This is a genomic window from Nonomuraea sp. SBT364, from assembly GCF_001083785.1.
Classification (GTDB): domain Bacteria; phylum Actinomycetota; class Actinomycetes; order Streptosporangiales; family Streptosporangiaceae; genus Nonomuraea.
Map to the genome: position 1 here is coordinate 37,629 of NZ_LAVL01000024.1, position 22,165 is coordinate 59,793.

21 protein-coding genes are annotated in these 22,165 nt (G+C 71.5%); 11 read left to right on the plus strand and 10 right to left on the minus strand.

Annotation, left to right across the window (positions count from 1 at the left end; genetic code table 11):
• The first annotated feature begins 12 nt into the window (after positions 1-12).
• Entirely contained in the window at positions 13-1,938 is a 1,926-nt protein-coding gene (locus tag ADY59_RS14420) for a beta-propeller domain-containing protein (RefSeq protein ID WP_049562371.1), read from the plus strand.
• Here ADY59_RS14420 and ADY59_RS14425 read toward each other — a convergent pair.
• Both ADY59_RS14425 and ADY59_RS14430 read right to left on the minus strand, forming a co-directional pair.
• Positions 1,933-3,669, minus strand: a complete 1,737-nt coding sequence (locus ADY59_RS14425; RefSeq protein WP_049562373.1) for a glycerol-3-phosphate dehydrogenase/oxidase — start codon at positions 3,667-3,669, stop codon at positions 1,933-1,935. The two genes, ADY59_RS14420 and ADY59_RS14425, sit on opposite strands and share 6 nt — an antisense overlap.
• 114 nt (positions 3,670-3,783) lie before the next feature.
• Positions 3,784-4,554, minus strand: coding sequence for a DeoR/GlpR family DNA-binding transcription regulator (locus ADY59_RS14430; protein WP_049562374.1), 771 nt, complete (start codon positions 4,552-4,554; stop codon positions 3,784-3,786).
• A gap of 127 nt (positions 4,555-4,681) precedes the next feature.
• Between ADY59_RS14430 and ADY59_RS14435 the strand changes: the two genes are divergently transcribed.
• Genes ADY59_RS14435 through ADY59_RS14450 form a run of 4 tightly spaced genes read left to right on the plus strand, consistent with a single transcriptional unit; the run spans position 4,682 to position 8,423 of the window.
• Complete coding sequence (locus ADY59_RS14435) at positions 4,682-5,554, plus strand: SIS domain-containing protein (protein WP_049562376.1); 873 nt, start codon at positions 4,682-4,684, stop codon at positions 5,552-5,554.
• On the plus strand, positions 5,551-6,684 hold the full coding sequence (gene nagA / locus ADY59_RS14440; protein ID WP_049562378.1) for an N-acetylglucosamine-6-phosphate deacetylase: 1,134 nt from the start codon (positions 5,551-5,553) through the stop codon (positions 6,682-6,684). Before ADY59_RS14435 ends, nagA begins: the two co-directional genes overlap by 4 nt.
• The gene (locus ADY59_RS14445) at positions 6,684-7,586 is read left to right on the plus strand and encodes a 1-phosphofructokinase family hexose kinase (protein WP_049562380.1); all 903 of its coding nucleotides are present in this window, start codon (positions 6,684-6,686) and stop codon (positions 7,584-7,586) included. The genes nagA and ADY59_RS14445 overlap by 1 nt, the downstream gene beginning before the upstream one ends.
• Before the next feature lie 12 nt (positions 7,587-7,598).
• Positions 7,599-8,423: a class II fructose-bisphosphate aldolase gene (locus ADY59_RS14450; RefSeq protein WP_049562381.1), complete on the plus strand. Its 825-nt coding sequence runs from the start codon at positions 7,599-7,601 to the stop codon at positions 8,421-8,423.
• 4 nt (positions 8,424-8,427) lie between these two features.
• On the opposite strand, the gene ADY59_RS14455 is transcribed toward ADY59_RS14450, so the two are convergent.
• Together ADY59_RS14455 and ADY59_RS14460 are read right to left on the minus strand one after the other, a co-directional pair.
• Positions 8,428-9,207, minus strand: a complete 780-nt coding sequence (locus ADY59_RS14455) for a phosphotransferase (protein WP_049562383.1) — start codon at positions 9,205-9,207, stop codon at positions 8,428-8,430.
• A gap of 17 nt (positions 9,208-9,224) precedes the next feature.
• On the minus strand, positions 9,225-10,184 hold the full coding sequence (locus tag ADY59_RS14460; RefSeq protein WP_049562385.1) for a DsbA family oxidoreductase: 960 nt from the start codon (positions 10,182-10,184) through the stop codon (positions 9,225-9,227).
• 57 nt (positions 10,185-10,241) lie between these two features.
• On the opposite strand from ADY59_RS14460, the gene ADY59_RS14465 reads away from it, so the two are divergent.
• The 3 genes from ADY59_RS14465 (at position 10,242) to ADY59_RS14475 (ending at position 12,896) form a co-directional block, all read left to right on the plus strand.
• Complete coding sequence (locus tag ADY59_RS14465; protein WP_049562387.1) at positions 10,242-10,790, plus strand: TetR/AcrR family transcriptional regulator; 549 nt, start codon at positions 10,242-10,244, stop codon at positions 10,788-10,790.
• A gap of 143 nt (positions 10,791-10,933) precedes the next feature.
• The gene (locus tag ADY59_RS14470) at positions 10,934-11,581 is read left to right on the plus strand and encodes a class I SAM-dependent methyltransferase (RefSeq protein ID WP_049562388.1); all 648 of its coding nucleotides are present in this window, start codon (positions 10,934-10,936) and stop codon (positions 11,579-11,581) included.
• A gap of 208 nt (positions 11,582-11,789) precedes the next feature.
• Positions 11,790-12,896, plus strand: a complete 1,107-nt coding sequence (locus ADY59_RS14475) for a methyltransferase domain-containing protein (protein ID WP_063780659.1) — start codon at positions 11,790-11,792, stop codon at positions 12,894-12,896.
• A 157-nt stretch (positions 12,897-13,053) separates the two neighbouring features.
• Here the strand turns inward: ADY59_RS14475 and ADY59_RS14480 are convergent, their stop codons facing one another.
• Both ADY59_RS14480 and guaB read right to left on the minus strand, forming a co-directional pair.
• Positions 13,054-14,175 carry a GuaB3 family IMP dehydrogenase-related protein gene (locus ADY59_RS14480; protein ID WP_231618714.1) on the minus strand — a complete coding sequence of 374 codons (1,122 nt, stop codon included), beginning with the start codon at positions 14,173-14,175 and terminating at the stop codon, positions 13,054-13,056.
• A 6-nt stretch (positions 14,176-14,181) separates the two neighbouring features.
• Positions 14,182-15,663 carry an IMP dehydrogenase gene (gene guaB, locus ADY59_RS14485; protein WP_049562390.1) on the minus strand — a complete coding sequence of 494 codons (1,482 nt, stop codon included), beginning with the start codon at positions 15,661-15,663 and terminating at the stop codon, positions 14,182-14,184.
• A 442-nt stretch (positions 15,664-16,105) separates the two neighbouring features.
• Between guaB and ADY59_RS14490 the strand changes: the two genes are divergently transcribed.
• Both ADY59_RS14490 and ADY59_RS14495 read left to right on the plus strand, forming a co-directional pair.
• A complete protein-coding gene (locus ADY59_RS14490) occupies positions 16,106-17,095 on the plus strand; it encodes a helix-turn-helix transcriptional regulator (protein ID WP_231618715.1) in 990 nt (329 codons plus the stop codon).
• Between the two features lie 39 nt (positions 17,096-17,134).
• A complete protein-coding gene (locus ADY59_RS14495; RefSeq protein WP_049562393.1) occupies positions 17,135-17,512 on the plus strand; it encodes a DUF5319 domain-containing protein in 378 nt (125 codons plus the stop codon).
• On the opposite strand, the gene ADY59_RS49970 is transcribed toward ADY59_RS14495, so the two are convergent.
• From ADY59_RS49970 to groES, 4 genes are all read right to left on the minus strand, one after another.
• The gene (locus tag ADY59_RS49970) at positions 17,473-17,628 is read right to left on the minus strand and encodes a hypothetical protein (RefSeq protein WP_156325503.1); all 156 of its coding nucleotides are present in this window, start codon (positions 17,626-17,628) and stop codon (positions 17,473-17,475) included. The two genes, ADY59_RS14495 and ADY59_RS49970, sit on opposite strands and share 40 nt — an antisense overlap.
• Positions 17,625-18,260: a sigma-70 family RNA polymerase sigma factor gene (locus tag ADY59_RS14500; RefSeq protein ID WP_156325505.1), complete on the minus strand. Its 636-nt coding sequence runs from the start codon at positions 18,258-18,260 to the stop codon at positions 17,625-17,627. Before ADY59_RS14500 ends, ADY59_RS49970 begins: the two co-directional genes overlap by 4 nt.
• 285 nt (positions 18,261-18,545) lie before the next feature.
• Positions 18,546-20,165 (minus strand): chaperonin GroEL, encoded by a 1,620-nt coding sequence (groL, locus tag ADY59_RS14505; protein ID WP_049562394.1) that lies wholly within the window; start codon positions 20,163-20,165, stop codon positions 18,546-18,548.
• Between the two features lie 73 nt (positions 20,166-20,238).
• Complete coding sequence (gene groES, locus ADY59_RS14510; RefSeq protein WP_043623565.1) at positions 20,239-20,550, minus strand: co-chaperone GroES; 312 nt, start codon at positions 20,548-20,550, stop codon at positions 20,239-20,241.
• A 339-nt stretch (positions 20,551-20,889) separates the two neighbouring features.
• Between groES and ADY59_RS14515 the strand changes: the two genes are divergently transcribed.
• Positions 20,890-22,062 (plus strand): class I SAM-dependent methyltransferase, encoded by a 1,173-nt coding sequence (locus tag ADY59_RS14515; protein ID WP_049562397.1) that lies wholly within the window; start codon positions 20,890-20,892, stop codon positions 22,060-22,062.
• The last annotated feature ends 103 nt before the right edge of the window (positions 22,063-22,165 follow it).

Genomic DNA, 22,165 nt, shown 5'->3' on the forward strand with positions numbered 1-22,165 from the left:
GTGAAGTAGGACATGAAGACGCCGATCCGCCCGGCCGTCGCCGTCGCGGCCCTCGCGACGGCCCTGGCCGCCTGCACGACCCCCGCCCCGGCCGACCCGCCCGCCGTCCAGAAGACGCAGCTGGGCGCCGTCCGCCTGGTCGCCTACAGCGACTGCGACGACCTGCTCGCCGGCCTGCGCGAGAAGGCGGCCGCCAACGTCGGCCCGTGGGGCTTCGGCGGGGGCTACGCGCTGTTCAAGGCGGACGACCAGGCGGCGACCGCCCGGGAGAGCAAGGTCGCCCAGACCCCCGACCACTCCACCACGAACGTGCACGAAGCCGGTGTGGACGAGCCGGACCTGGTCAAGACCGACGGAAACCGTGTCTTCACCGTCAACGGCGGCACCCTGCGCGTCATCGACACCGCCACCAAGAAGGTCACCGGCTCGGTCGACCTGACCGCCGACGGCGAACGCGGCTACGCGCCCAGCAGCCTGCTCGTCTCCGGTGACCGGGCGCTGGTGATGTTCCAGGGCGGCAGCCCGGTCATGGACCGCGGCTTCGCCCCCGTCGGCGACACCCGCTACGTGCTCGTGGACGTGTCCGGACAGCCGAAGGTCCTCGGCTCGGTCACGCCGGAGGGCTCCCACGTCGACGCCCGCATGGTCGGCTCGACCGTCCGGCTGATCACCCGCAACCAGCCCCGCATCACCTTCCCACAGCCCAAGGACACCACCCCGGAGGCCGAACGGACCAGGGTCAACCAGCAGGCGATCCGTCAGGCCCCCGCCGACGCCTGGCTGCCCGAGATCGAGATCACCGACGCCTCGGGCGCCACGACCAAGAAGCAGGTCCCCTGCGAGCGGGTCAGCCACCCCGCCGACTACACCGGCACCTCGCTGCTGACCGTGCACACGCTCGACCTCGCACGGGGGCTCACCGCCGAGGGCACCGACCCGATCAGCCTGGCCGCCGACGGCGACATCGTGTACGGCACCGGCCAGAGCCTGTACGTGGCCAGCAACCCGCGCTGGTGGATGCCCGTCGGGATCGCCATCAGCGACACCCCGGTGCCGCCGGCCAAGGAGCCGACGCCCCGGGAGCCGAAGCTCCCGCCGGAGGAGACGGAGGTGCACCGGTTCGACATCGGCGGCTCCGGCGCCCCCGCGTACGTGGCCTCGGGCAAGGTGCCCGGCCGGCTGCTCAACCAGTATTCGCTCTCCGAGCACGAGGGCCACCTGCGCGTGGCCACCACGCTCAACTCCGTCGACGCCAAGACCAGCTCCAGCAGCGTGCACGTGCTCGACGCCGCCACCTTGGCCGAGGTCGGCAAGGTCGGCGGGCTGGGCGAGGGCGAGCGCATCTACTCGGTCAGGTTCATCGGCCCGGTCGGCTACGTCGTCACCTTCCGCCAGGTGGACCCGCTCTACACGCTGGACCTGCGCGACCCGGCCGCCCCCAGGGTCACCGGCGAACTGAAGATCACCGGCTACTCGGCGTACCTGCACCCGGCGGGCGACGGGCGGCTGATCGGCATCGGCCAGGAGGCCAGCGAGGAGGGCCGCACCCGGGGCACCCAGGTCTCCCTCTTCGACGTCAGCGACCCGGCGAAGCCCGGCAGGCTGTCGCAGTTCTTCCAGGAGAACTCCGGCTCCGAGGCCGAGTGGGACCCGCACGCGTTCCTCTACTGGCCCAAGACCGGCACCGCGGTCATCCCGCTCAACAGCTACACCGAGCGCAGCCAGCGGACGGGCGCGATGGTTCTGCGGATCACCGATGCCGAGATCGCCAAGGTCGGCTTGATCGAGCACCCGGCGCCGCGCGGCGAGTCCTACCAGCCGGGCATCCAGCGCTCGATGATCATCGGTGACGCCGTCTGGACGTTCTCCTACACGGGAGTCCAGGTCAACGACGCCGCCACGCTGGCCGAGCAGGCCTGGATCCCGCTGGAGTCATGACCGCTCGGGCGCGGCCACCGGCACGATCTCGGGCGCGCCCAGCCTGATGGCGTCGGCCGCGTGGTCGGTGTCCTGCTCCTGCGACAGCCGCTCGGCCTCGACCCGCTTGGTGAAGTACTCGACCTCCCGCTTGACCTGCTCGCCGTCCCAGCCCAGCGGCCCGGCGAGCAGCTCGGCGGCCTCCTGCGCGACGGCCTGGCCGCGGTGGAAGGTCTCGATCGAGATGTGCGTACGGCGTGTCAGCACGTCGTTGAGATGCCGGGCGCCCTCGTGGGTGGCGGCGTACACCACCTCGGCGCGCAGGTAGTCGTCGGCCCCCGCCAGCGGCCGGGCCAGCGACGGGTCGTCGTCGATCAGCTCCAGCACCTCGTCGATGAGCGAGCCGTAGCGCTGCAGCAGGTGCTCGATCCTGGCCACGTGCAGCCCGGACTGGTGCGCCAGCCGATGCCTGGCGTTCCACAGCGCCTGGTAGCCCTCGGCCCCGGCCAGCGGGATCCGGTCCGTGCACGAGCGCGGCACCCGCTGGTCGAGCCCGTGCGCCACGGCGTCGACGGCGTCCTTGGCCATGACGCGGTAGGTCGTGTACTTGCCTCCGGCGATCATCACCAGCCCCGGCACCGGGTGCGCCACCACGTGCTCGCGCGACAGCTTGGACGTCTCGTCCGACTCGCCGGACAGCAGCGGCCGCAGCCCCGCGTAGACGCCCTCCACGTCGTCCCTGGTCAGCGGTACGGACAAGACCTCGTTGACGTGGTCGAGCAGGTAGTCGATGTCGGCCCGGGAGGCCGCCGGGTGCGCCTTGTCCAGGGTCCACTCGGTGTCGGTGGTGCCGATGATCCAGTGCCGGCCCCACGGGATCACGAAGAGCACGGACTTCTCCGTACGCAGGATGAGCCCCGTCAGGGAGTGGATGCGGTCACGCGGCACCACCAGATGGATGCCCTTGGACGCGCGCACGTGAATCTGCCCGCGCCCGCCCACCAGCTCCTGGATGTCGTCGGTCCACACGCCGGTGGCGTTGACCACCTGCTGCGCCCGCACGTCGAGCTCGTCGCCGCTCTCCAGGTCGCGCACCCGCACCCCGGTGACCCGCTCGCCCTCGCGCAGGAAGCCGACGGCCTGGGCCCGCGGCGCCACCTGGGCGCCGTAGGTGGCGGCGGTGCGGAGCATGGTCATCACGTAACGGGCGTCGTCGACCTGCGCGTCCCAGTACTGCACGGCGCCGGTGAACGCGGTGCGCTTGAGCGCCGGTGCCAGCCGCAGCGCCCGGCTCCTGGACAGGTGCCGGTGCCCCGGCACGCCCCTGGTCAGCCCGGAGGCGAACCCCAGCGTGTCGTAGAGCGCCACCCCCGCGCCCACGTACGGGCGCTCCCAGCCCAGATGGGTCATCGGGAACAGGAACGGCACCGGCCGCACCAGGTGCGGGGCGATCCGCTGGAGCAGCAGCGCGCGCTCCTGCAGCGCCTCCCTGACCAGCTCGAAGTTGAGCTGTTCGAGATAGCGCAGACCGCCGTGGATCAGCTTGGACGAACGTGAGGAGGTGCCGGAGGCGAAGTCGCGGGCCTCGACCAGCCCCACCTCCAGCCCGCGTGTGGCGGCGTCGAGCGCGATGCCCGCACCGACCACGCCGCCGCCGACCACGACCACGTCCAGCTCGCGCCCGGCCATCGTCTCCAGCGCCGCGCTCCGCTCGGCGGGCCCGAGCCGGGCCACACCCCTTCCGGCCGCCATGACTCCCCCTGGGTATGGGCTTGCATTGATCCCATACTTACCCCTTAACACACGGATCACCTTCGCAGGGCGGGAGCACCTCACACACCGATCACCTTCGCAGGGCGGGAGTGCTCAGGCGCGGATCACTTTCACGCCGGCTTCGGTGAGCGTGGTGGTGACGGCGTCGGGCAGCTGGGCGTCGGTGACGAGCGTGTCGATCTGCCCGATGGGGCAAATACGGGAAAATGCCCTCTTACCGATTTTCGAGGAATCCGCCACCACCACGACCTGCGCGGCCCGGCTGATGAGCTGGTGGTTGACCGCGGCCTCCCCCTCGTGATGCGCCGAGGCGCCCAGCGCCACGTCCAGGCCGTCGACGCCGAGGAATGCCACGTCCATCGTCACCTGGTCGAGCACCCCGGAGGCGAGCGGGCCGATCAGCTCATAGGACTGCTGCCTGGCCACCCCGCCCGTGACCACGATCTTGACGTGCCGGCGCACGGTCAGCTCGGCGGCGATGTTGAGCGCGTTGGTGACGATCGTGAAGCCGGACTCCAGCGCGGCCTGCGTGGCCAGGGTGCGGGCCAGCTCGGAGGTCGTGGTGCCGCCGTTCATGCCGACCACCGCGCCCGGCTGCACCAGTTCGGCGGCGGCGGCCGCGATGCGCTGCTTCTCGTCGGCGTGCCTGGCCGTCTTGTAGCGCAGCGGCAGGTCGTAGCTGACGCTCTGGGCGACCGCCCCGCCGCGCGTGCGCATGAGCATCTGCTGCTGGGCGAGCTGGTCGAAGTCGCGGCGGATCGTCGCGGTGGAGACGTCGAGCTGCTGGGCCGCCTCCTCGACGGTCAGGCGGCCTTCCTGGCTGAGCAGCTCAAGAATCGCGTTCCACCGATCGTAACGGGACACGATCAGCCTCCCTTCGCCGGATCCGTCAGGGGGCAAGCGTGGCACAGCGACGAGGTCCGAGCCACCAGTGTCCATTAGTGCTCTATTCTGCTATAAACAACGCAGAAACGAACATTCGGAGGTAGCGTTGCCCACCCACACCGAGGCCGAGATCGCGTCCCAGCCCGAGTGCTGGCGCCGTGCCGTCGCCGACGTCCCGGCAGGCGCGCTGCCCCGGCCGGGCGAGCGGGTCGCCGTCGTCGGCTGCGGCACCTCGTGGTTCATCGCCATGGCCTACGCGACCCTGCGCGAGCGCGCCGGGCAGGGCGAGACCGACGCGTTCGCCGCCTCCGAGGCCCCCGCCGGCCGGAGCTACGACCGCGTGCTCGCGCTCACCCGCTCCGGCACCACCACCGAGGTGCTCGACCTGCTCGGCCGGACCGGCACCCCGTCCACGGCCATCACCGCCGACCCGAACACGCCGATCAGGACCGCCGCTGACGAGCTCGTCGTGCTCGACTACGCCGACGAGCGGTCCGTCGTGCAGACCCGCTTCGCCACCACCCAGCTCGCCCTGCTCCGCGCCAGCCTCGGCGAGGACCTCGGCCAGGCCATCGCCGACGCCGAGCCGGCCGTCGCCGAGCCGCTGCCGGACGAGCTGGTCGCCGCCGAGCAGTTCAGCTTCCTGGGCTCCGGCTGGTCGGTCGGCCTGGCGCAGGAGGCCGCGCTGAAGATGCGCGAGGCGTCCCGCTCGTGGACCGAGGCGTACCCGGCGATGGAATACCGTCACGGCCCGATCAGCATCGCCGGGCCCGGCCGCGTCACCTGGATGCTCGGCACCGCCCCCGAGGGCCTGCTCGAACAGGTCGAGGCCACCGGCGGCACGTTCGTGGAGAGCGGGCTGGACCCGATGGCCGAGCTGATCCGGGCCCAGCGGGTCGCGGTCGCCCGCGCGTTCGCCCGAGGACTGAACCCCGACGAGCCCATGCACCTCACGCGATCTGTGATCCTTTCTTCATGAGCCTTACTCTCGCCGACGCCCGCATCGTGACCCCCGAGGGAGTGCACGAGGGGTGGCTGACCATCGAAGACGGCCGCATCACGCACGTGGGCCACGGCAGCGCCCCCCGCCCGGGTCACAGCCTGGGCGGGCGGCACGTGGTGCCCGGCTTCGTCGACATGCACAACCACGGCGGCGCGGGCGGGTCGTTCCCGTCCGGCGAGCAGGACAAGGCGCGTGACGCCGTGGCGCTGCACGAGCGTCACGGCACCACGACCCTGGTGGCCAGCCTGGTCACCGACTCACTCGACCGGCTGACCCGGGCCGCCGCGTCGCTGGCCGAGCTGTGCGACGACGGCCTGCTGGCCGGCATCCACTTCGAAGGCCCGTACATCGCCAAGGCGCGCTGCGGCGCGCACAACCCCGCGCTGCTGCGCGAGCCGTCGCCGCAGGAGTTCGCCGGGCTGGTCAAGGCCGGGCGCGGGCACGTACGCATGCTGACGATCGCCGGCGAGCTGCCCGGCGCACTCGACACGATCAGGCTGGCCGTCTCCGAGGGCGTGATCGCCGCGCTGGGCCACACCAGCGCCGACTACGACCTGGCCCGCGAGACCATCGAGGCCGGCGTCACCGTCGCCACCCATCTCTACAACGCGATGCCGCAGCTCGGCCACCGCGACCCGGGCCCGATCGCGGCCCTGCTGGAGGACGAGCGGGTCACGGTCGAGCTGGTCAACGACGGCGTCCACGTGCATACGGCGATGCTCAGGCTGGCCTGCGAGGTGGCCGGGCCGGGACGCACGGCGCTGATCACCGACGCGATGATGGCCACCGGGCTGAGCGACGGCGAATACCCGCTCGGGTCGATGGCCGTGCGCGTCGTCGACGGCGTCGCCCGGCTGGTCGAGGGCGGCTCGATCGCGGGCTCCACGCTGACCATGGACGTGGCCTTCCGGCGGGCCGTGCGGGAGATGGGGCTGTCGCTGCCCGACGCGGCGCAGATCGCCTCGCTGACCCCGGCGCGGGTGCTCGGCCTGGCCGACCGCGTCGGCTCGATCGCCGTCGGCAAGTCGGCCGACCTGGTGGTGCTGACGGATGAGCTGGAGGTGGCCGGGGTGATGAAGCGCGGCGACTGGATCACGGAGCCCTGATGATCCTCACCGTGACGCTCAACGCCGCCCTCGACGTGACCTACCAGGTGCCCGCCGTCCAGTGGGACGGCGTCAACCGGGTGACCGCCGTGCACCGGCGGGCGGGCGGCAAGGGCGTCAACGTGGCCCGCGTCCTGTCCGCGCTCGGTCAGGACGTGCTGGTCACCGGCCTGGCCGGCGGCCCGACCGGCCGCGCGATCGAGGCCGACCTGCGCGCGGCCGGGCTGCCCGCCGCGCTGGCGCCGATCGCCGGCGAGTCCCGCACCACGCTGGTGGTGTCGCAGCCTTCCGGCGCCACCCTGTTCAACGAGCCGGGCCCGCCGGTCACCGAGGACGAGGTAGGAAATTTCCTGGCTCATTATGAGTCGCTGCTCGACGGCGCGCGGGCGGTGGTCATCTCGGGGAGCCTGCCGCGGGGCGTTCCCGCGGACATGTACGCCACGCTGGCCGCCGTCGCCGCGGCCCGGGACGTGCCGGCGATCGTCGACGCCGACGGGGAGCCGCTCAGGCACGCGCCCCTCGGCCGGCCCGCGGTCGTCAAGCCCAACGCCGAGGAACTGGCCAGGGCCGTCCCGCACGGCACCCCCGAGCAGGGCGCCGAGGCGCTGCGCGACCGGGGCGCCGAGGCCGTCGTCGTCTCCATGGGCGCCGACGGCCTGCTGGCGGTCACCGCCGAAGGAGTCCTGCGGGCGCGCATGCCGTACAAGGTCGACGGCAACCCCACCGGGGCCGGCGACGCGCTGGTGGCCGGGCTCGCGCTGGGCCTGGTGGAGCGGTCACCGTGGCACGACCGGCTCAGGCGGGCGGCGGCGCTGGGCGCCGCGGCCGTGGCCGCGCCACTCGCCGGCGACTTCGACCGCGACGTCTACACCGACGTCCACCCCCTCATCGAGATCCTGTAGAAGGAGCCCGTCATGCCGCTCGCCGGAATCGGCGACATCGTCCGCGAGTCACCCGCCGGGGTGGGCGCGTTCAACGTCATCCAGCTGGAGCACGCCACCGCCATCGTCGCGGGCGCGGAGGCCCTCGGCCTGCCGGTGGTGCTCCAGATCAGCGAGAACTGCGTCCGCTACCACGGCGCGCTGGAGCCCATCGCGCTCGCCTCGCTCGCGGTCGCCCGCCGCGCGGAGGTCCCGGTCGCGGTGCACCTCGACCACGCCACCGACCGCGCCCTCGTCGAGGAGGCCGTCACCCTCGGGATCGGCTCGGTGATGTACGACGCGTCCGCGCTGCCCGACGAGGCCAACGTGACCACCACCGCCGAGGTGACCGCCTGGTGCCACGAGCGCGGCGTCTGGGTGGAGGCCGAGCTGGGCGAGGTCGGCGGCAAGGACGGCGTGCACGCCCCCGGCGCCCGCACCAAGCCGCACGAGGCGGCCGACTACGTGACCAGGACCGGCGTCGACGCGCTCGCCGTGGCCGTCGGCACCTCCCACGCGATGACCACCAAGGACGCCGTGCTCGACCTGGGCCTCATCGCCGAACTGCGGGCCGCCCTGTCCGTGCCGCTGGTGCTGCACGGCTCCTCGGGCGTGCCCGACGAGACCCTCCGCGAGGCCGTGCGGCAGGGCATGAAGAAGGTCAACATCGCCACCCACCTGAACAAGGCGTTCACCGGCGCGATCCGCGACTACCTGGAACACGACGGCAAGGTCGTCGACCCGCGCAAGTACGTCAAGGCCGGCCGCGACGCGGTGTCCCGCGAGGTGAGTCACCTGCTCGGCGTGCTCACGGGCTGAGCTCTCAGGCCGGCGCCTCCAGCACGGCGAGGACCCGCTCGACCTGGCGGCCGAAGGTGCCGGGCGGGTTGCGCGGGCCCTCCCCCGACAGCAGGAACAGCCAGGTGAGCGCGTGCAGCCTGGTGCATTCGCGCAGCCTGGCCCGCTCGGCGGCGGTCAGCTCGACGTGGCTCAGCACGTCGATCTCGCCGTCCACCCACATCGAGACGTGCTGGGACAGCTCCGACAGCTCGTAGGCCCGGTCGCTGCGGCCGGAGTCCTCGAAGTCGACGATCCGCACCCGCTCGCCGTCCCACAGGAAGTTGGCCAGGTTGCCGTCACCGGCGCCGAGCACCGGCGGCAGGTCGCCCTCGCGTGGCCGCCACCGCTCCAGCCACCGGCCGCCCTCCCTGACCGCGCGGTCGGCCAGCGGGTCCCTGCCCGGCCATCGCGCACACCACTGACTGACCTGTTCGGCCAGCGCCGCCGGGCCCCAGTTGCGGACCGGGACCTCGGCGAGCACCTGCGGCGGGACGGCGGCGTGCAGCTCCGCGACCGCCCGGGCCAGCGCGGCGGCCAGCGCGGGGGCGTCGGCCAGGCCGCGCAGCGGCACCCCGTCGATGCGGGACATGATCACGCCGCCCTCGTTGGAGATCGGCCGGGGGGCGAGCCCCGGCGCGTAGCGGGCGAGCAGCGTCAGCGCCCGCCACTCGCGCTCGGCCGCGCCCGGCTTCTCCTCCTTGTAGCGCTTGCTGACGACGTCGCCCCGCACCTCGACCGCGTGCGTCCCCTGAAGATCGGCCATCTACGCATGCTAGGTGGTCAGGCGTAGTCGGGCACCATGGCGCCCGCCAGGCTCAGGTGGGGCGCGGCCTCGTCGTGACGCCCCTGCCGCTGGAGTGTCCGCCCCAGCAACTGGTGCGCGTACGCGTCGTCGGGCGACAGCTCCACCAGACGCTCCAGCGTGGCGCGGGCCCGCCCGAGCTGCGCCGAGGCGTAGTAGGCCCGCCCCGCCAGCATGAGCACGTTGCGGTCGCCGCCGTGCTCGCCGAACAGCGGCCCCAGCATCACCAGCGCGCCCAGCGGGTCACGCTGGTCCAGCAGCGACTCGGCGTGGCGGAAGCGCTCGACCTCCTCGGGCAGCCGCCGCTCCGGGCCGCCGCCGCCCAGCGCGAACTCCCTGATCACCTCCGGCGACTGCGCCCCGGCCAGCGCCCGGCCGCCGATCACCAGCGTGGGCGAGGTCTTGACGCCCATGGCCTTGCCCCTCAGCAGAAGGTCGCGTACGCGCTCCTCCCCGGCCCCGTCGTCGAGCAGCGCGGCCCCCTCGGGGAAGCCCGCCTCGGCGGCGATCCGGTGCAGGACCGGGCGGTCGCTGATGTCGAGGCCGTCGATGAAGTGCGCCTTCATCACCAGCTCGGCCACGGCGTCCTGGTCGGCACCGTGCTGCTCGGCGAGCGCGATCAGCCGGTGCGCGTCGTGGCTGCTGGCCCGCCACGCCGCGCCCCAGCGCCAGCCGAAGCCTTCCTCGGCGGCGATCAGCGACATCCGCACCCGGTTCTCCCCCGGGGTGAGGCCGGGGGCGCACCGCGCCAGCGCCTCGTCCACCATGGGGTCGGCCATGGCCTCCTCGTGCGGGATCGCCCGGGCGGGCGCCGTCGGGTCGATCCGGAACGGCCGCCAGACCACCTCGGCGTCCAGCCCTTCGACGGCCCTCTCCACACGCCGCTTGCCGATGTAGGCCCAGCCGCAGACCACGTCGGCCCAGATCTCGATTCGCATGACGCCGAGACTATGCGACAAGTGTCAATTAAGCAACATATGTCGTATAGTCGTGGCATGAACCCCGACGACCCGCGCGCCCAGCGCACCCGGGCCAGGCTGCACGCCGCCCTCCTCGACCTGGCGGCCGAGCGCGAACTGGGCTCGATCACGATCTCCGAGGTCGCCAAGCGCGCCGAGGTCAACCGGGCCACCGTCTACCTGCACTACCCCGACGTCGACACGCTGGCCGCCGACGCGCTGGAGGACGCGGTCGCCGAGGTCGCCCGCGCCGCCGCGCTCTGCCCCCTCGACGCGCCCCGCGACCGCGCCCCCGAGCCGCTCACCGCCCTGTTCGCGCACGTCTCCGCAGGCGCCGCCCGCTACGCCTGGCTGCTCGGCAGCCCCCGCTGCACCGCCCGGCTCCGCGAACGCCTCACCGGCGAGCTGTCGGCCCGCTTCGCGGGGGGCGCGCGTCCGCCCGGCTTCGACGACGTGCCGCCCGACGTGCACGCCGCCTACCTGTCGGGCGCGCTGGTCGGCGTGATCGCCCACTGGGTGACCGGCCCGCGCACCACCCCGGCCGCCGAGCTGGCCCTGTCGTTCTGGCGCCTGTTCCGCCCCTGACCTCCGTCCGCCCCGGAGAGAAGTCCTTCGGATCGGGCAGCAGGACGACATGGGCGGGCCCGGCGATCTGTTCGTTGACTCGTCCGCCCGGTGATCGCACCATTCAATACCGAACCTGTTGTTCCGTCACGAGAAAGGTCGCCATGGGATTGGGCAGGCTCCTGCACGACCACGCCGAGCACGCCGACGCGGGCGGCACCATCGACCACCCGCGCGCCTACGAGATCGTCGCCACACTCGGCTACCCCGGTGGCCGCCGCGCCGCCTTCACCCGCATCGCCACCCAGGTCAAGCCCCGGCCCGGCGACCGGATCCTCGACGTCGGATGCGGCACCGGCTATCTCAGCCGCATCCTGTCACCCGTCGCCGGCCCCACCGGCCGGATCACCGGCGTGGACCCCTCCCCTGCGATGATCGACTACGCCCGCGACCGGGCCCCGGCCAACTGTGAGTACGTCGTCGCCGAGGGACAGGACCTGCCCTTCCCCGACGGCTCCTTCGACGCGGTCGTCTCCACGCTGGCCGTCCACCACATCCCGTCCGAGGCCCGGCCGGCGGCGTTGCGCGAGATGTCCCGCGTGCTGCGCCCCGGCGGCCGGCTGCTCGTCGCCGAGTTCAGGCCGCCGGAGAACCCGCTGCTCAAGCGCCTCATGGGCTTGCTGTCCGGCCCCGCCATGGCGCACACCCCGCAGGAACTGCTGGGCACCCTGATCCCGGACGCGGGCTTCCGGGTGGAGTCGGAAGGACCTTTGCCGTCGCTGCTGTATTACGTCCGCGCCGTGCGACCCTGACTTTCCCCGCGGGGTGAGGATTTTCCACCGAGGCGCACGGTCCTCCACCCGGCCGCTTGGGCGATCTCAGGTGAATCCATTGCCGAGCCCTCTCCGCGTCCTTACGATCACGCCTCGTAAGCATCCGGACACAGGAGGTCCCCGTGGCCAAGCATGAAGACCCGAACAGCCCCGAACTCAAGCCGTTCGAGCCCGACCCCGGCAAGAAGTGACCGCCACGGCCGACGTCGCCTACCTGGACGACCTGGGCGACGTGCTGAGTTCCGTGCTGCGGGCGATCGAGGCGGTGCCGCGGCACCGGTTCGTGCCCGACGTGGCCCTGCTGGTCCCCGAATTCGAGGGCCCGCCCCGGGTGATCGACCGGGAGGCCGACCCGGACGCGTGGTGGCGGGCCGTCCACTCCCGGTTCGCCATCGTCACGCAGTTCGACGACGGACGCGGCGACATCCGGACGGCGAAGGGCGACTACACCTCGTCGTGCTCGGCGCCCGTCACGGTCGCGCACCTGCTGAACCTGCTGGACACCGCTCCCGGCAACCGGGTGCTGGAGGTCGGCACCGGCACCGGATGGACTGCGGCTCTGCTGTCACATCTGGTCGGCGCGTCGAACGTGACGAGCATCGAGATCGACCCGGCAGTGGCCGCGCGCGCCGCCGAACGGCTGGGCGACGGCCCGCACCTGATCGTCGGCGACGGGGCGGACGGCTGCCCGGAGCGAGCCCCGTACGATCGCGTCCACGTCACCTGCGGGATCCAGAAAGTTCCTTACACGTGGATCGAGCAGACGCGGCCGGGCGGGCTGATCGTCGCGCCCTACTGCCCCGGCTTCGGCTCGGGACACGCGCTGCGCCTGACGGTCATGCCGGACGGCACGGCGGTCGGCCGCTTCTCGGGCGGCGCGCTGTACATGATGATGCGCTCCCAGCGCCCCGCCGACCCCGGACCCGTGCGGCCCGAGGACGCGCTTGAGTTCCGGACCGCGGTCGATCCGCGCACGTTGGCCTATGCCCCCCTCGGGGCGGATCTGGCCATCGCCGCGCTCACCGGACTGCGCACCAGCGTCTACCAGGAGGACGACTTCTACCGGATGTGGGTGATCGGCGGGCCGGACGAGTGGGCGGCCGCGAGCTGGCAGCCGGATCGGGACGACTTCGAAGTCTACCGGTTCGGCGACCGGGATGTCTGGGCGGAGGCGGTCAACGCCTATTTCACCTGGGTGAGCTGGGGAGAGCCCGGCCACGACCGGTTCGGCATGACGGTCACCCCCGAGGAGCAGCGGGTGTGGCTGGACGAATCGACGAGGGTGCTCGGCTGAACGCGCCGGGGCGGCCCTCGCCTGCTCCCACCAGGCAGGGACCGCCCCGAGTGCAAGCTTCGCGATCATGCACGACCGGCGCGGCCACACCGGGTGGAGAATCCTCCACCTTGTGGAAGATTCTTCCCACACGGTGGAGGTTTTCCCACTCTCAGGCTCAGCGCTGGATGGGCGCGACGACGACCTCGACGCGCTGGAACTCCTTGATGTCGGAGTAACCGGTGGACGCCATCGTCCGCTTGAGCGCGCCCATCAGGTTCATCGAGCCGTCGGCGACGCTGGACGGGCCGTGCAGAATCTGCTCCAGCGTGCCCACCGTGCCGAACTCGACCCGGCGGCCGCGCGGCAGGTCGGGGTGGTGCGCCTCGGAGCCCCAGTGGAAGCCGTGGCCGGGCGCCTCGGCGGCGCGGGCCAGCGGGGAGCCCACCATGACGGCGTCGGCGCCGCAGGCGATGGCCTTGGCGATGTCGCCGGAGGTGCCCATGCCGCCGTCGGCGATCACGTGCACGTAGCGGCCGCCGGACTCGTCCATGTAGTCGCGGCGGGCGGCGGCCACGTCGGAGATGGCGGTGGCCATCGGCACGGCGACGCCGAGCACGTTGCGGGTGGTGTGGGAGGCGCCGCCGCCGAAGCCGACCAGCACGCCGGCCGCGCCGGTGCGCATCAGGTGCAGCGCCGCCGTGTAGGTGGCGCAGCCGCCCACGATCACCGGGACGTCGAGCTCGTAGATGAACTGCTTGAGGTTGAGCGGCTCGGCCCGCCCGGACACGTGCTCGGCCGAGACGGTGGTGCCCCGGATGACGAACATGTCGACCCCGGCGTCGATGACCGCCTTGTGGTACTGCACGGTGCGCTGCGGCGACAGCCGGACGGCGGTGGTCACACCGGAGGCGCGGATCTCCTCGATGCGACGGCCGATCAGCTCTTCCTTGATCGGCGCCGTGTAGATCTCCTGGAGTCTGCGGGTGGCCGCCTCGGCGTCGAGGGAGGCGCACTCCTCCAGCAGCGGGGACGGGTCCTCGTAGCGGGTCCACAGCCCTTCGAGGTCGAGCGGCGCGAGCCCGCCGAGCCGGCCGATCTCGATCGCGGTGGCGGGTGAGACGACGCTGTCCATGGGCGCGACGACGACGGGCAGTTCGAACCGGTACGCGTCGATCTGCCAGGCGATCGAGACCTCTTCCGGGTCGCGGGTGCGCCGCGACGGGACGAGGCCGATCTCGTCGAGCGAGTAAGCCCGGCGGCCTGCCTTGCCCCGGCCGATCTCCACCTGCTGAGTCATGCGGTTTTACCTTCTGTGATAGTTCGGAGCTTCCACGGTCATCTGGATGTCGTGGGGATGGCTCTCCTTGAGGCCCGCTGCCGTGATCGGCATGAGCTCGCAGTCGGTGTGCATCTGGGGGATGGTGCGGCAGCCGGCGTACCACATGCCCTGACGCAGGCCGCCGACGAGCTGGTGGGCGACCGCCGCGACGGGGCCGCGGTAGGGGACCTGGCCCTCGATGCCCTCCGGGATGTACTTGTCCTCGCCGCCGACCTCGGCCTGGGCGTAGCGGTCCTTGCTGAAGGAGGTGCCGCCGCGCTCGCGGTTGCGCACCGCGCCGAGCGAGCCCATGCCCCGGTAGGACTTGAACTGCTTGCCGTTGATGAAGATCAGCTCGCCGGGCGACTCCTCGCAGCCGGCCAGCAGGGAGCCGAGCATGACGGTGTCGGCGCCGGCCGCGATGGCCTTGACGATGTCGCCGGAGTATTGCAGGCCGCCGTCGCCGATCACCGGCACGCCCGCGGGGGCGCAGGCCAGTGACGCCTCGTGGATGGCGGTGACCTGCGGCGCGCCCACCCCGGCGACGACCCGGGTGGTGCAGATCGAGCCGGGGCCGACGCCCACCTTGACCGCGTCGGCGCCCGCGTCGACGAGCATCTGGGCGCCGGCCCTGGTGGCGATGTTGCCGCCGATGACGTCGATCTTGCTGTTGGCCTTGACCTTGGCGATCATGTCGGCCAGGCCCTTGGAGTGGCCGTGCGCGACGTCGACCACGATGGTGTCGACGCCCGCCTCGATGAGCGCCTTGGCGCGCACCTCGGCGTCGCCGCCGACGCCCACGGCCGCGCCGACCACCAGGCGGCCGTCGGCGTCCTTGGTGGCCAGCGGGTATTGCTCGCTCTTGGTGAAGTCTTTGACCGTGATCAGGCCGCGCAGCCTGCCGTCGGGGTCGACCAGGGGCAGCTTCTCGATCTTGTTCTTGCGGAGCAGCGCGTAGGCGTCGTCACGCGAGACCCCCACCGGGGCGGTGACGAGCGGCATCTTGGTCATGACCTCGCGCACCGGCCGCGCCTGGTCGGTCTCGAAGCGCATGTCGCGGTTGGTGACGATGCCGACGAGGATGCCGGCGCCGTCGGTGACGGGCACCCCGGAGATCCGGTAGGTGGCGCACAGCCGCTCGACGTCGGCCAGGGTGTCGTCGGGGCTGCAGGTCACGGGGTTGGTCACCATGCCGGCCTCGGACCGTTTGACCAGGTCGACCTGCTGGGCCTGCTCCTCCACCGACAGGTTGCGGTGCAGGATGCCGATGCCGCCCTGCCTGGCCATCGCGACGGCCATGCGGGCCTCGGTCACGGTGTCCATGGCCGCGGAGACGAGCGGGATCGACAGCGTGATGCGGCGCGACAGCCGCGTGACGGTGTCGGCCTCACCTGGCTGCAGGTCGGAATAGGCCGGGACCAGCAGCACGTCGTCGAAGGTCAGACCCGTCTGCGTGAACTTGGACATGCTGCGGCCCCTCCTGCCGTTGCGCTGATGCAGCAAGTCTAGGGCCTGACTCCAAACCGCACGGAGGCCGGGAGGACGATGACCCCCACGGTCCGTCGTACTCCCGGCATCCAGCAAAAGAGCCGGGGGACGGAACGGTCGGTGAGCCGTCCCATCCCCCGGCCACCGGCATCCGGGCCAGACGTCGCGCACGCCACCGAACCCCCCTCCGCGTCCTGATGGCAGGCGACGCCGGGCCCCGTAACGGAATGCCGACGCTGAGTTAAGCCTGGGTTACGGAACGGCACAGCGCAATGTGAAAACGTGCAATTGCACGAAGTTGCACCCTGAGCCGGGGCAGTCGGTGCAACCAGCGGACAAGTAAGGAATGCCGGGTTATCCTCGCGGCACGCCGCGCGTTCCCCCCTACGGAGCCCGACACATGCGCAACGAGCACCAAACCATGCCAGACCCGCTCGAAACGCTGGGCCTCGATCCCACCCAAACGGCCCTCTACACCGCGGTGCTGCGCCTGCACCGCGCCACCCGCACCGAGCTCGCCGAGGCCACCGACGGACCCGTCGACCAGGTCAGCAGCCAGCTCGCCGACCTGGTCAGGCTCGGCGTGGTGGACGAGCAGTCCGGCGAGTACCTGGCCAGGCACCCGGCGGCGGCGCTCGGCCGGCTGGTGGCCGAGCGGCTGGACCGGCTCGCCGAGGAGAGCCGCAGGATCGACTCGGCGCTCGGCTCCATCCGCGGCCTGATCCGCGACTACGACGCCGGTCGCGACCACCGCAGCGGCCCGTTCCCCGTCGAGTCCGCCAGCGGGGCGGACGTGCTCTACGAGAGCGTCATGGGCATGGCCGTCCAGTCCCCGCCGATGACGCTGCTGACCGCCATCCCGGACGAGCGGACGATGACCGACTTCGCCAGCAAGTTCGCCGAGCCGTGGACCGACGCCCAGCGCCGGGGGCTGCTCGTGGTGCGCGCGGTGCTGCCCGTCGCCACCCTCCCGCTTCCCGGGGTACGCGACCAGCTCACCCGGCTGGTCGAGACCGGCGGCCAGGTGCGCACGCTGGACCGGGTGCCGAGCTGGTTCATGACCGCCGGCTCCGACATGGCGGGGCTGCCCGCGACCTGGGGCGGCAACCTGCCCGACCACGCCTACAACTTCTACCTGATGCGGACCCCCATCGTGACGGGCCTGCTCCGCTCGCTGTTCGAGGAGTGGTGGGGCCGGGCCGTACCGCTGCCCTGGCAGCACGGCGTCAGCGGCATGGCCCAGGTCCTGCGGCTGGCCGCGCAGGGCCTGTGCGACGACTCCATCGCCCGTCAGCTCGGCCTGTCGGTGCGCACCGTACGGGCGCGGTTCGCCGACGCGATGACCGAGCTCGGCGCCCAGTCGCGCTTCCACGCGGGCGTGGAGGCCGCACGGCGCGGCTGGCTCAGCTAATGCCCACCGCTCGCGCCGCATCGGTCATATGGTGGGAAGGTGCTGGAAGACGTCCCCCGCGACCCGTTCGCGGACGACCCCAACGACCCTTCCGCTGCGATGGGCGAGCTCGGTGACGCCGAGCCGCTGACCGCCGCCGAGCGCGACGAGGCCATCACCGACCTGGCCGACGTCGAGGTCTTCCGCTCCCTGCTGGAGCAGCAGGGGGTGCTGGGCCTGGTGCTCGACTGCCCGGAGTGCGGCGAGCAGCACTTCTTCGACTGGGACCTGCTGCGCGGCAACCTGCGCCAGATGATCGAGCTGGGCCAGCCCCAGATGCACGAGCCGGCCTTCCAGCCGGATCCGGCCGACTACGTCACCTGGGAGTATGCGCGAGGCTACGTCGACGGCGTCATCGACACCGAGGAACGGCGCTGATCGAGCACGTCGCCGACCAGGGCCGCGAGCACCCGGGCGGCCGGATCGCCGCTGTCGGGCAGCTCTCCGGCCGCGAGCGCGTCGAGCAGCGCGTCGCTCTCTTCCTCAGGGGTCAAGCCGACTCCAGCTCGGCCATCTGCCTCAACCTGGCCAGCGCCCGGTGCTGGGCGACGCGTACGGCACCTGGTGACATGCCGAGTACATTACCGGTCTCCTCGGCCGACAGCCCCGACACCACCCGCAACAGCAGCAACTCGCGCTGATTCGGCGGCAGCCGGGCGAGCAGCCTGCGGGCGTGCTCGACCTCGATGTAGCGGACGACGGTCTCCTCCGGCCCCGGCCCGTCGTCGGGCCCGTCGGGGAGATCCTGCGTCGGCACGGCCGAGCGCACGGAACTCCGCAGCGCGTCGGCCACCTTGTGCGAGGCGATCCCGAAGACGAACGACGCGAACGGCCGTCCCATGTCGCGGTATCGCGGCAGCGCGGACAGGACCGCGATGCACACCTCCTGGGCCACGTCATCGGCAATGTGATATTGCCCAGAAACCCTGCCCAGCCTGGCGCGGCAATAGCGCACCACCATCGGACGCAACTCGCCGAGCAAGGATTCGATCGCACTGCGATCTCCCTGCACGGCGAGGCTCGTCAGTTCTCTTAGGTCGGAGTCATCCGTCCGTGCCGGAAGTCTCGACGCGAGCCTTACCCCAATTTTGGCGTCGGCGACGCTTCCCTCGCTCACGTTAGGCATGATGCCCGGCCTGATCCGGCCTGTCGTCATGGCGAACGGCTACGGATTGGTCACATTGACGCGACGATAACCGTTAGTAATCGAGTGACAACACTAAGGCTTAATACCTGGCAGATTATTTCACCCATAAGCCAAATGGCACGACATTCGTCAGACTGCGGACGCTTAACCCCCACTTCGGGTTTACTGCGATAAACGATATTTCGCAGAAAAATGTGACATAGCGCTACAAACACAAAACGGCCCGCACCGGAAGCCGGTGCGGGCCGTCGTGCGGCGGAAACCTCAGTGACCGTGCCCGTGGCCGTGCCCCTGGCCGGCGGCCGGGGCCTCCTCCTCGGGCTTGTCGACCACGAGAGCCTCGGTGGTCAGCAGCATGCCCGCGATCGACGCCGCGTTCTGCACCGCCGAGCGGGTGACCTTGACCGGGTCGTTGACGCCCTGCGCGAGCAGGTCGCCGTACTCGCCGGTGGCCGCGTTGAGGCCGTGACGCGCGGGCAGCTCAGCCACCTTGTGCGTGACGACGTAGCCCTCCAGACCGGCGTTCTCGGCGATCCAGCGGGCCGGCTCGACCAGCGCGCGGCGCACGATGTTGACGCCGGTGGCCTCGTCGCCCGTCAGGCCGAGGTCGTCGAGCTCCTTGGCGACGTGGATCAGCGCGGAGCCGCCGCCGGAGACGATGCCCTCCTCGATCGCGGCGCGCGTCGCGGAGATCGCGTCCTCGAGGCGGTGCTTCTTCTCCTTGAGCTCCACCTCGGTGGCCGCGCCGACGCGCAGCACGCACACGCCGCCGGCGAGCTTGGCCAGGCGCTCCTGGAGCTTCTCGCGGTCCCAGTCGGAGTCGGACTGCTCGATCGCGAGCTTGATCTCCTTGACCCGGTCCTCGATGGCGGCCGCGTCGCCGGCGCCGTCGACGATGGTCGTGGCGTCCTTGGTGACGACGATGCGGCGAGCGGTGCCGAGCACCTCGAGGCCGACGTTCTCCAGCTTGAGACCGACCTCCTCGCTGACGACCTGGCCGCCGGTGAGGATGGCCATGTCCTGCAGCATCGCCTTGCGGCGGTCGCCGAAGCCGGGGGCCTTGACGGCGACGGAGGTGAAGGTGCCGCGGATCTTGTTGGTGACCAGGACGGCCAGGGCTTCGCCCTCGACGTCCTCGGCGACCACGAGCAGCGGCTTCTTCGTCTGGGCGATCTGCTCCAGCAGCGGCAGGAAGTCCGCGATCGAGGAGACCTTGCCCTGGGTGAGCAGGATGTAGGCGTCCTCCAGGACGGACTCCATCCGCTCGGAGTCGGTCACCATGTAGGCCGACAGGTAACCCTTGTCGAACTGCAGGCCCTCGGTGAACTCCAGCTCCATGCCCATGGCGTTGGACTCTTCGACGGTCAGCACGCCGTCCTTGCCGACCTTGTCGAACGCCTCGGCGATCAGGTCACCGATCTTGGCGTCCTGGGCGGAGATGGTCGCCACGTCGGCGATGGCCTTCTTGTCCTCGACCGCGATGGCCGAGGCGAGGAGCCGGTCGCTGACGTCCTTGGCGGCCTTGTCGATGCCGCGCTTGAGCGACAGCGGCGAGGCGCCGGCGGCCACGTTGCGCAGGCCCTCGCGGACCATGGCCTGGGCCAGGACGGTCGCGGTGGTGGTGCCGTCACCCGCGATGTCGTTGGTCTTGGTGGCAACTTCCTTGGCGAGCTGGGCGCCGAGGTTCTCGTAGCGGTCCTCCAGCTCGATCTCACGAGCGATGGTCACGCCGTCGTTCGTGATCGTCGGAGCACCGAACTTCTTGTCGATGACGACGTTGCGGCCACGCGGGCCGAGGGTAACCTTCACGGCGTCCGCGAGGGCGTTGACTCCGCGCTCAAGTGCGCGGCGGGCGTCCTCGTCGAACTCCAGGATCTTCGCCATTTTGCTGAGAGTCCTCTCCTAGCGTCGAAGGCCCCGGCCGCCTTTGGAGCGCCCGGGGCCCGACACGACCGGCTTACTTCTCGATGATCGCGAGAACGTCGCGGGCGGAGAGCACGAGGTACTCCTCGCCGCCGTACTTGACCTCGGTGCCGCCGTACTTGCTGTAGAGGACGATGTCGCCCTCGGAGACGTCGAGCGGAATCCGCTTGTCGCCGTCCTCGTCCCAGTTGCCGGGACCCACCGCGAGGACCTTGCCCTCCTGCGGCTTCTCCTTGGCGGTGTCAGGGATGACCAGGCCGGAAGCGGTGGTCTGCTCTGCCTCAAGCGGCTGAACCACGATTCGGTCGCCGAGCGGCTTAACGGGAACCTTGGTGGCGGTCGTCACGATCGGACCTCCCCTTCAGATTTGAATGATCAGAAGAGGCGACCAGCGGGGCCTGCCGTCGCGGGTGCCAGACCTGCCTCGTCGCACAGTTGGCACTCTCAAGGGGAGAGTGCCAACAGGAAACATATGCAAGAGGGGCTTGACAGTCAACACGAACGCGTCCGCTCTGGGCGATCAGGGGGACGAGCCTTCCGCCAGGTCGGCCAGGATCCCGGTCCGGGCGGGGTTCCGGCCCGGGGCCGCCCTGGCGCGCGACGCGCCGACACGCCGGCGATCGCGAGGGCCCGGCGCGACACCGGTCTCCGGCCTCCCGTACGACGTGCACTACCGTCGTACGTCGTGGACCTGGACGCCTTCGCCGAGCTGCTGACCCCGCGCGGCCTGCGGGCGCTGGCCGAGGCGGAGGAGCTCACCGGGACCGACCCGGTCGCGGCCGCCACCCGGCTGCGCCGCACCTACGACGCCGCGCTCACCTCGGCGGCGCTCACCCAGGCGGGGCTGCGCGAGCGGGCCCGCGCCAAGTTCGGCGCCGACGCGGCCCGCATGTTCTTCACCCCGCACGGCCTGGAGCAGTCCACCCGCGCCGAGGTCGCCGAGCACCGGGCCCGCCGCCTGACGGAGACCGGCGCCGGGCCTCGGGTCGCCGACGTCTGCTGCGGCATCGGGGGCGACTTCCTGGCGCTGGCCCGCGACGGCCGCACGGTCGACGCCGTCGACGCCGACCCGCTGACCGCCGCCGTCGCCCGCGCCAACGCCGAGGCGTTCGGCCTGGGCGACCGCGTCACGGTGCGGGTGGCCGACGCCGCGACGGTGCGGCCCGAGGACCACGACGTGCTGTTCGCCGACCCGGCGCGGCGCGGCTCCAGGGGCCGCACGTTCGACCCCATGGCCTACTCGCCGCCCTGGCCGGTGGTGCTCGACCTGCTCTCCCGGGCGCGCCGCGCCTGCCTCAAGGTCGCCCCCGGCATCCCGTACGAGTTCATCCCCGAGCAGGCGCAGGCCGAGTGGGTCTCGTACAAGGGCGAGGTGAAGGAGGCCGCGCTCTGGACGGGCGCCGGCGAGCCGGGCAGGCGGGCCACGCTCCTGCCGGGCGGGCACACGCTGACGGCCACCGGCGTCCAGGCCACCACCGGGCCGGTGGGGCGGTACGTGTACGAGCCGGACGGGGCCGCCGTGCGGGCGCACCTGGTGGGCGAGGTGGCCGAACTGGTCGGCGGCTGGCTGGCCGACCCGATGATCGCCTACATCTCGGGGGACGAGCCGGTCGACACGCCGTGGGCCGCGAGGTACGAGGTGGACGAGACGCTGCCGTTCTCACTCAAACGGCTCAGAGCGGCGCTGCGGGCTCGCCGAATCGGAAATGTCACCATTAAAAAGCGCGGATCGGCTGTGGATATCGAACGGCTGCGCGGCGACCTCCGGCTTTCCGGTGAAGAATCCGCCGTCGTCATTCTGACGAGGATTATGGATAAACCATCGGTCCTGATCTGCCACCCGCCGCGACCTGCGTGAATGACAAATCGGGACGATTCCATCATAAGCGCGATCTTCTCCTTCGCCGATGACGGACCTTGATCGAAAGGCTAAGGTTGGCGGGCGGGAGTTCTCCCCCCTA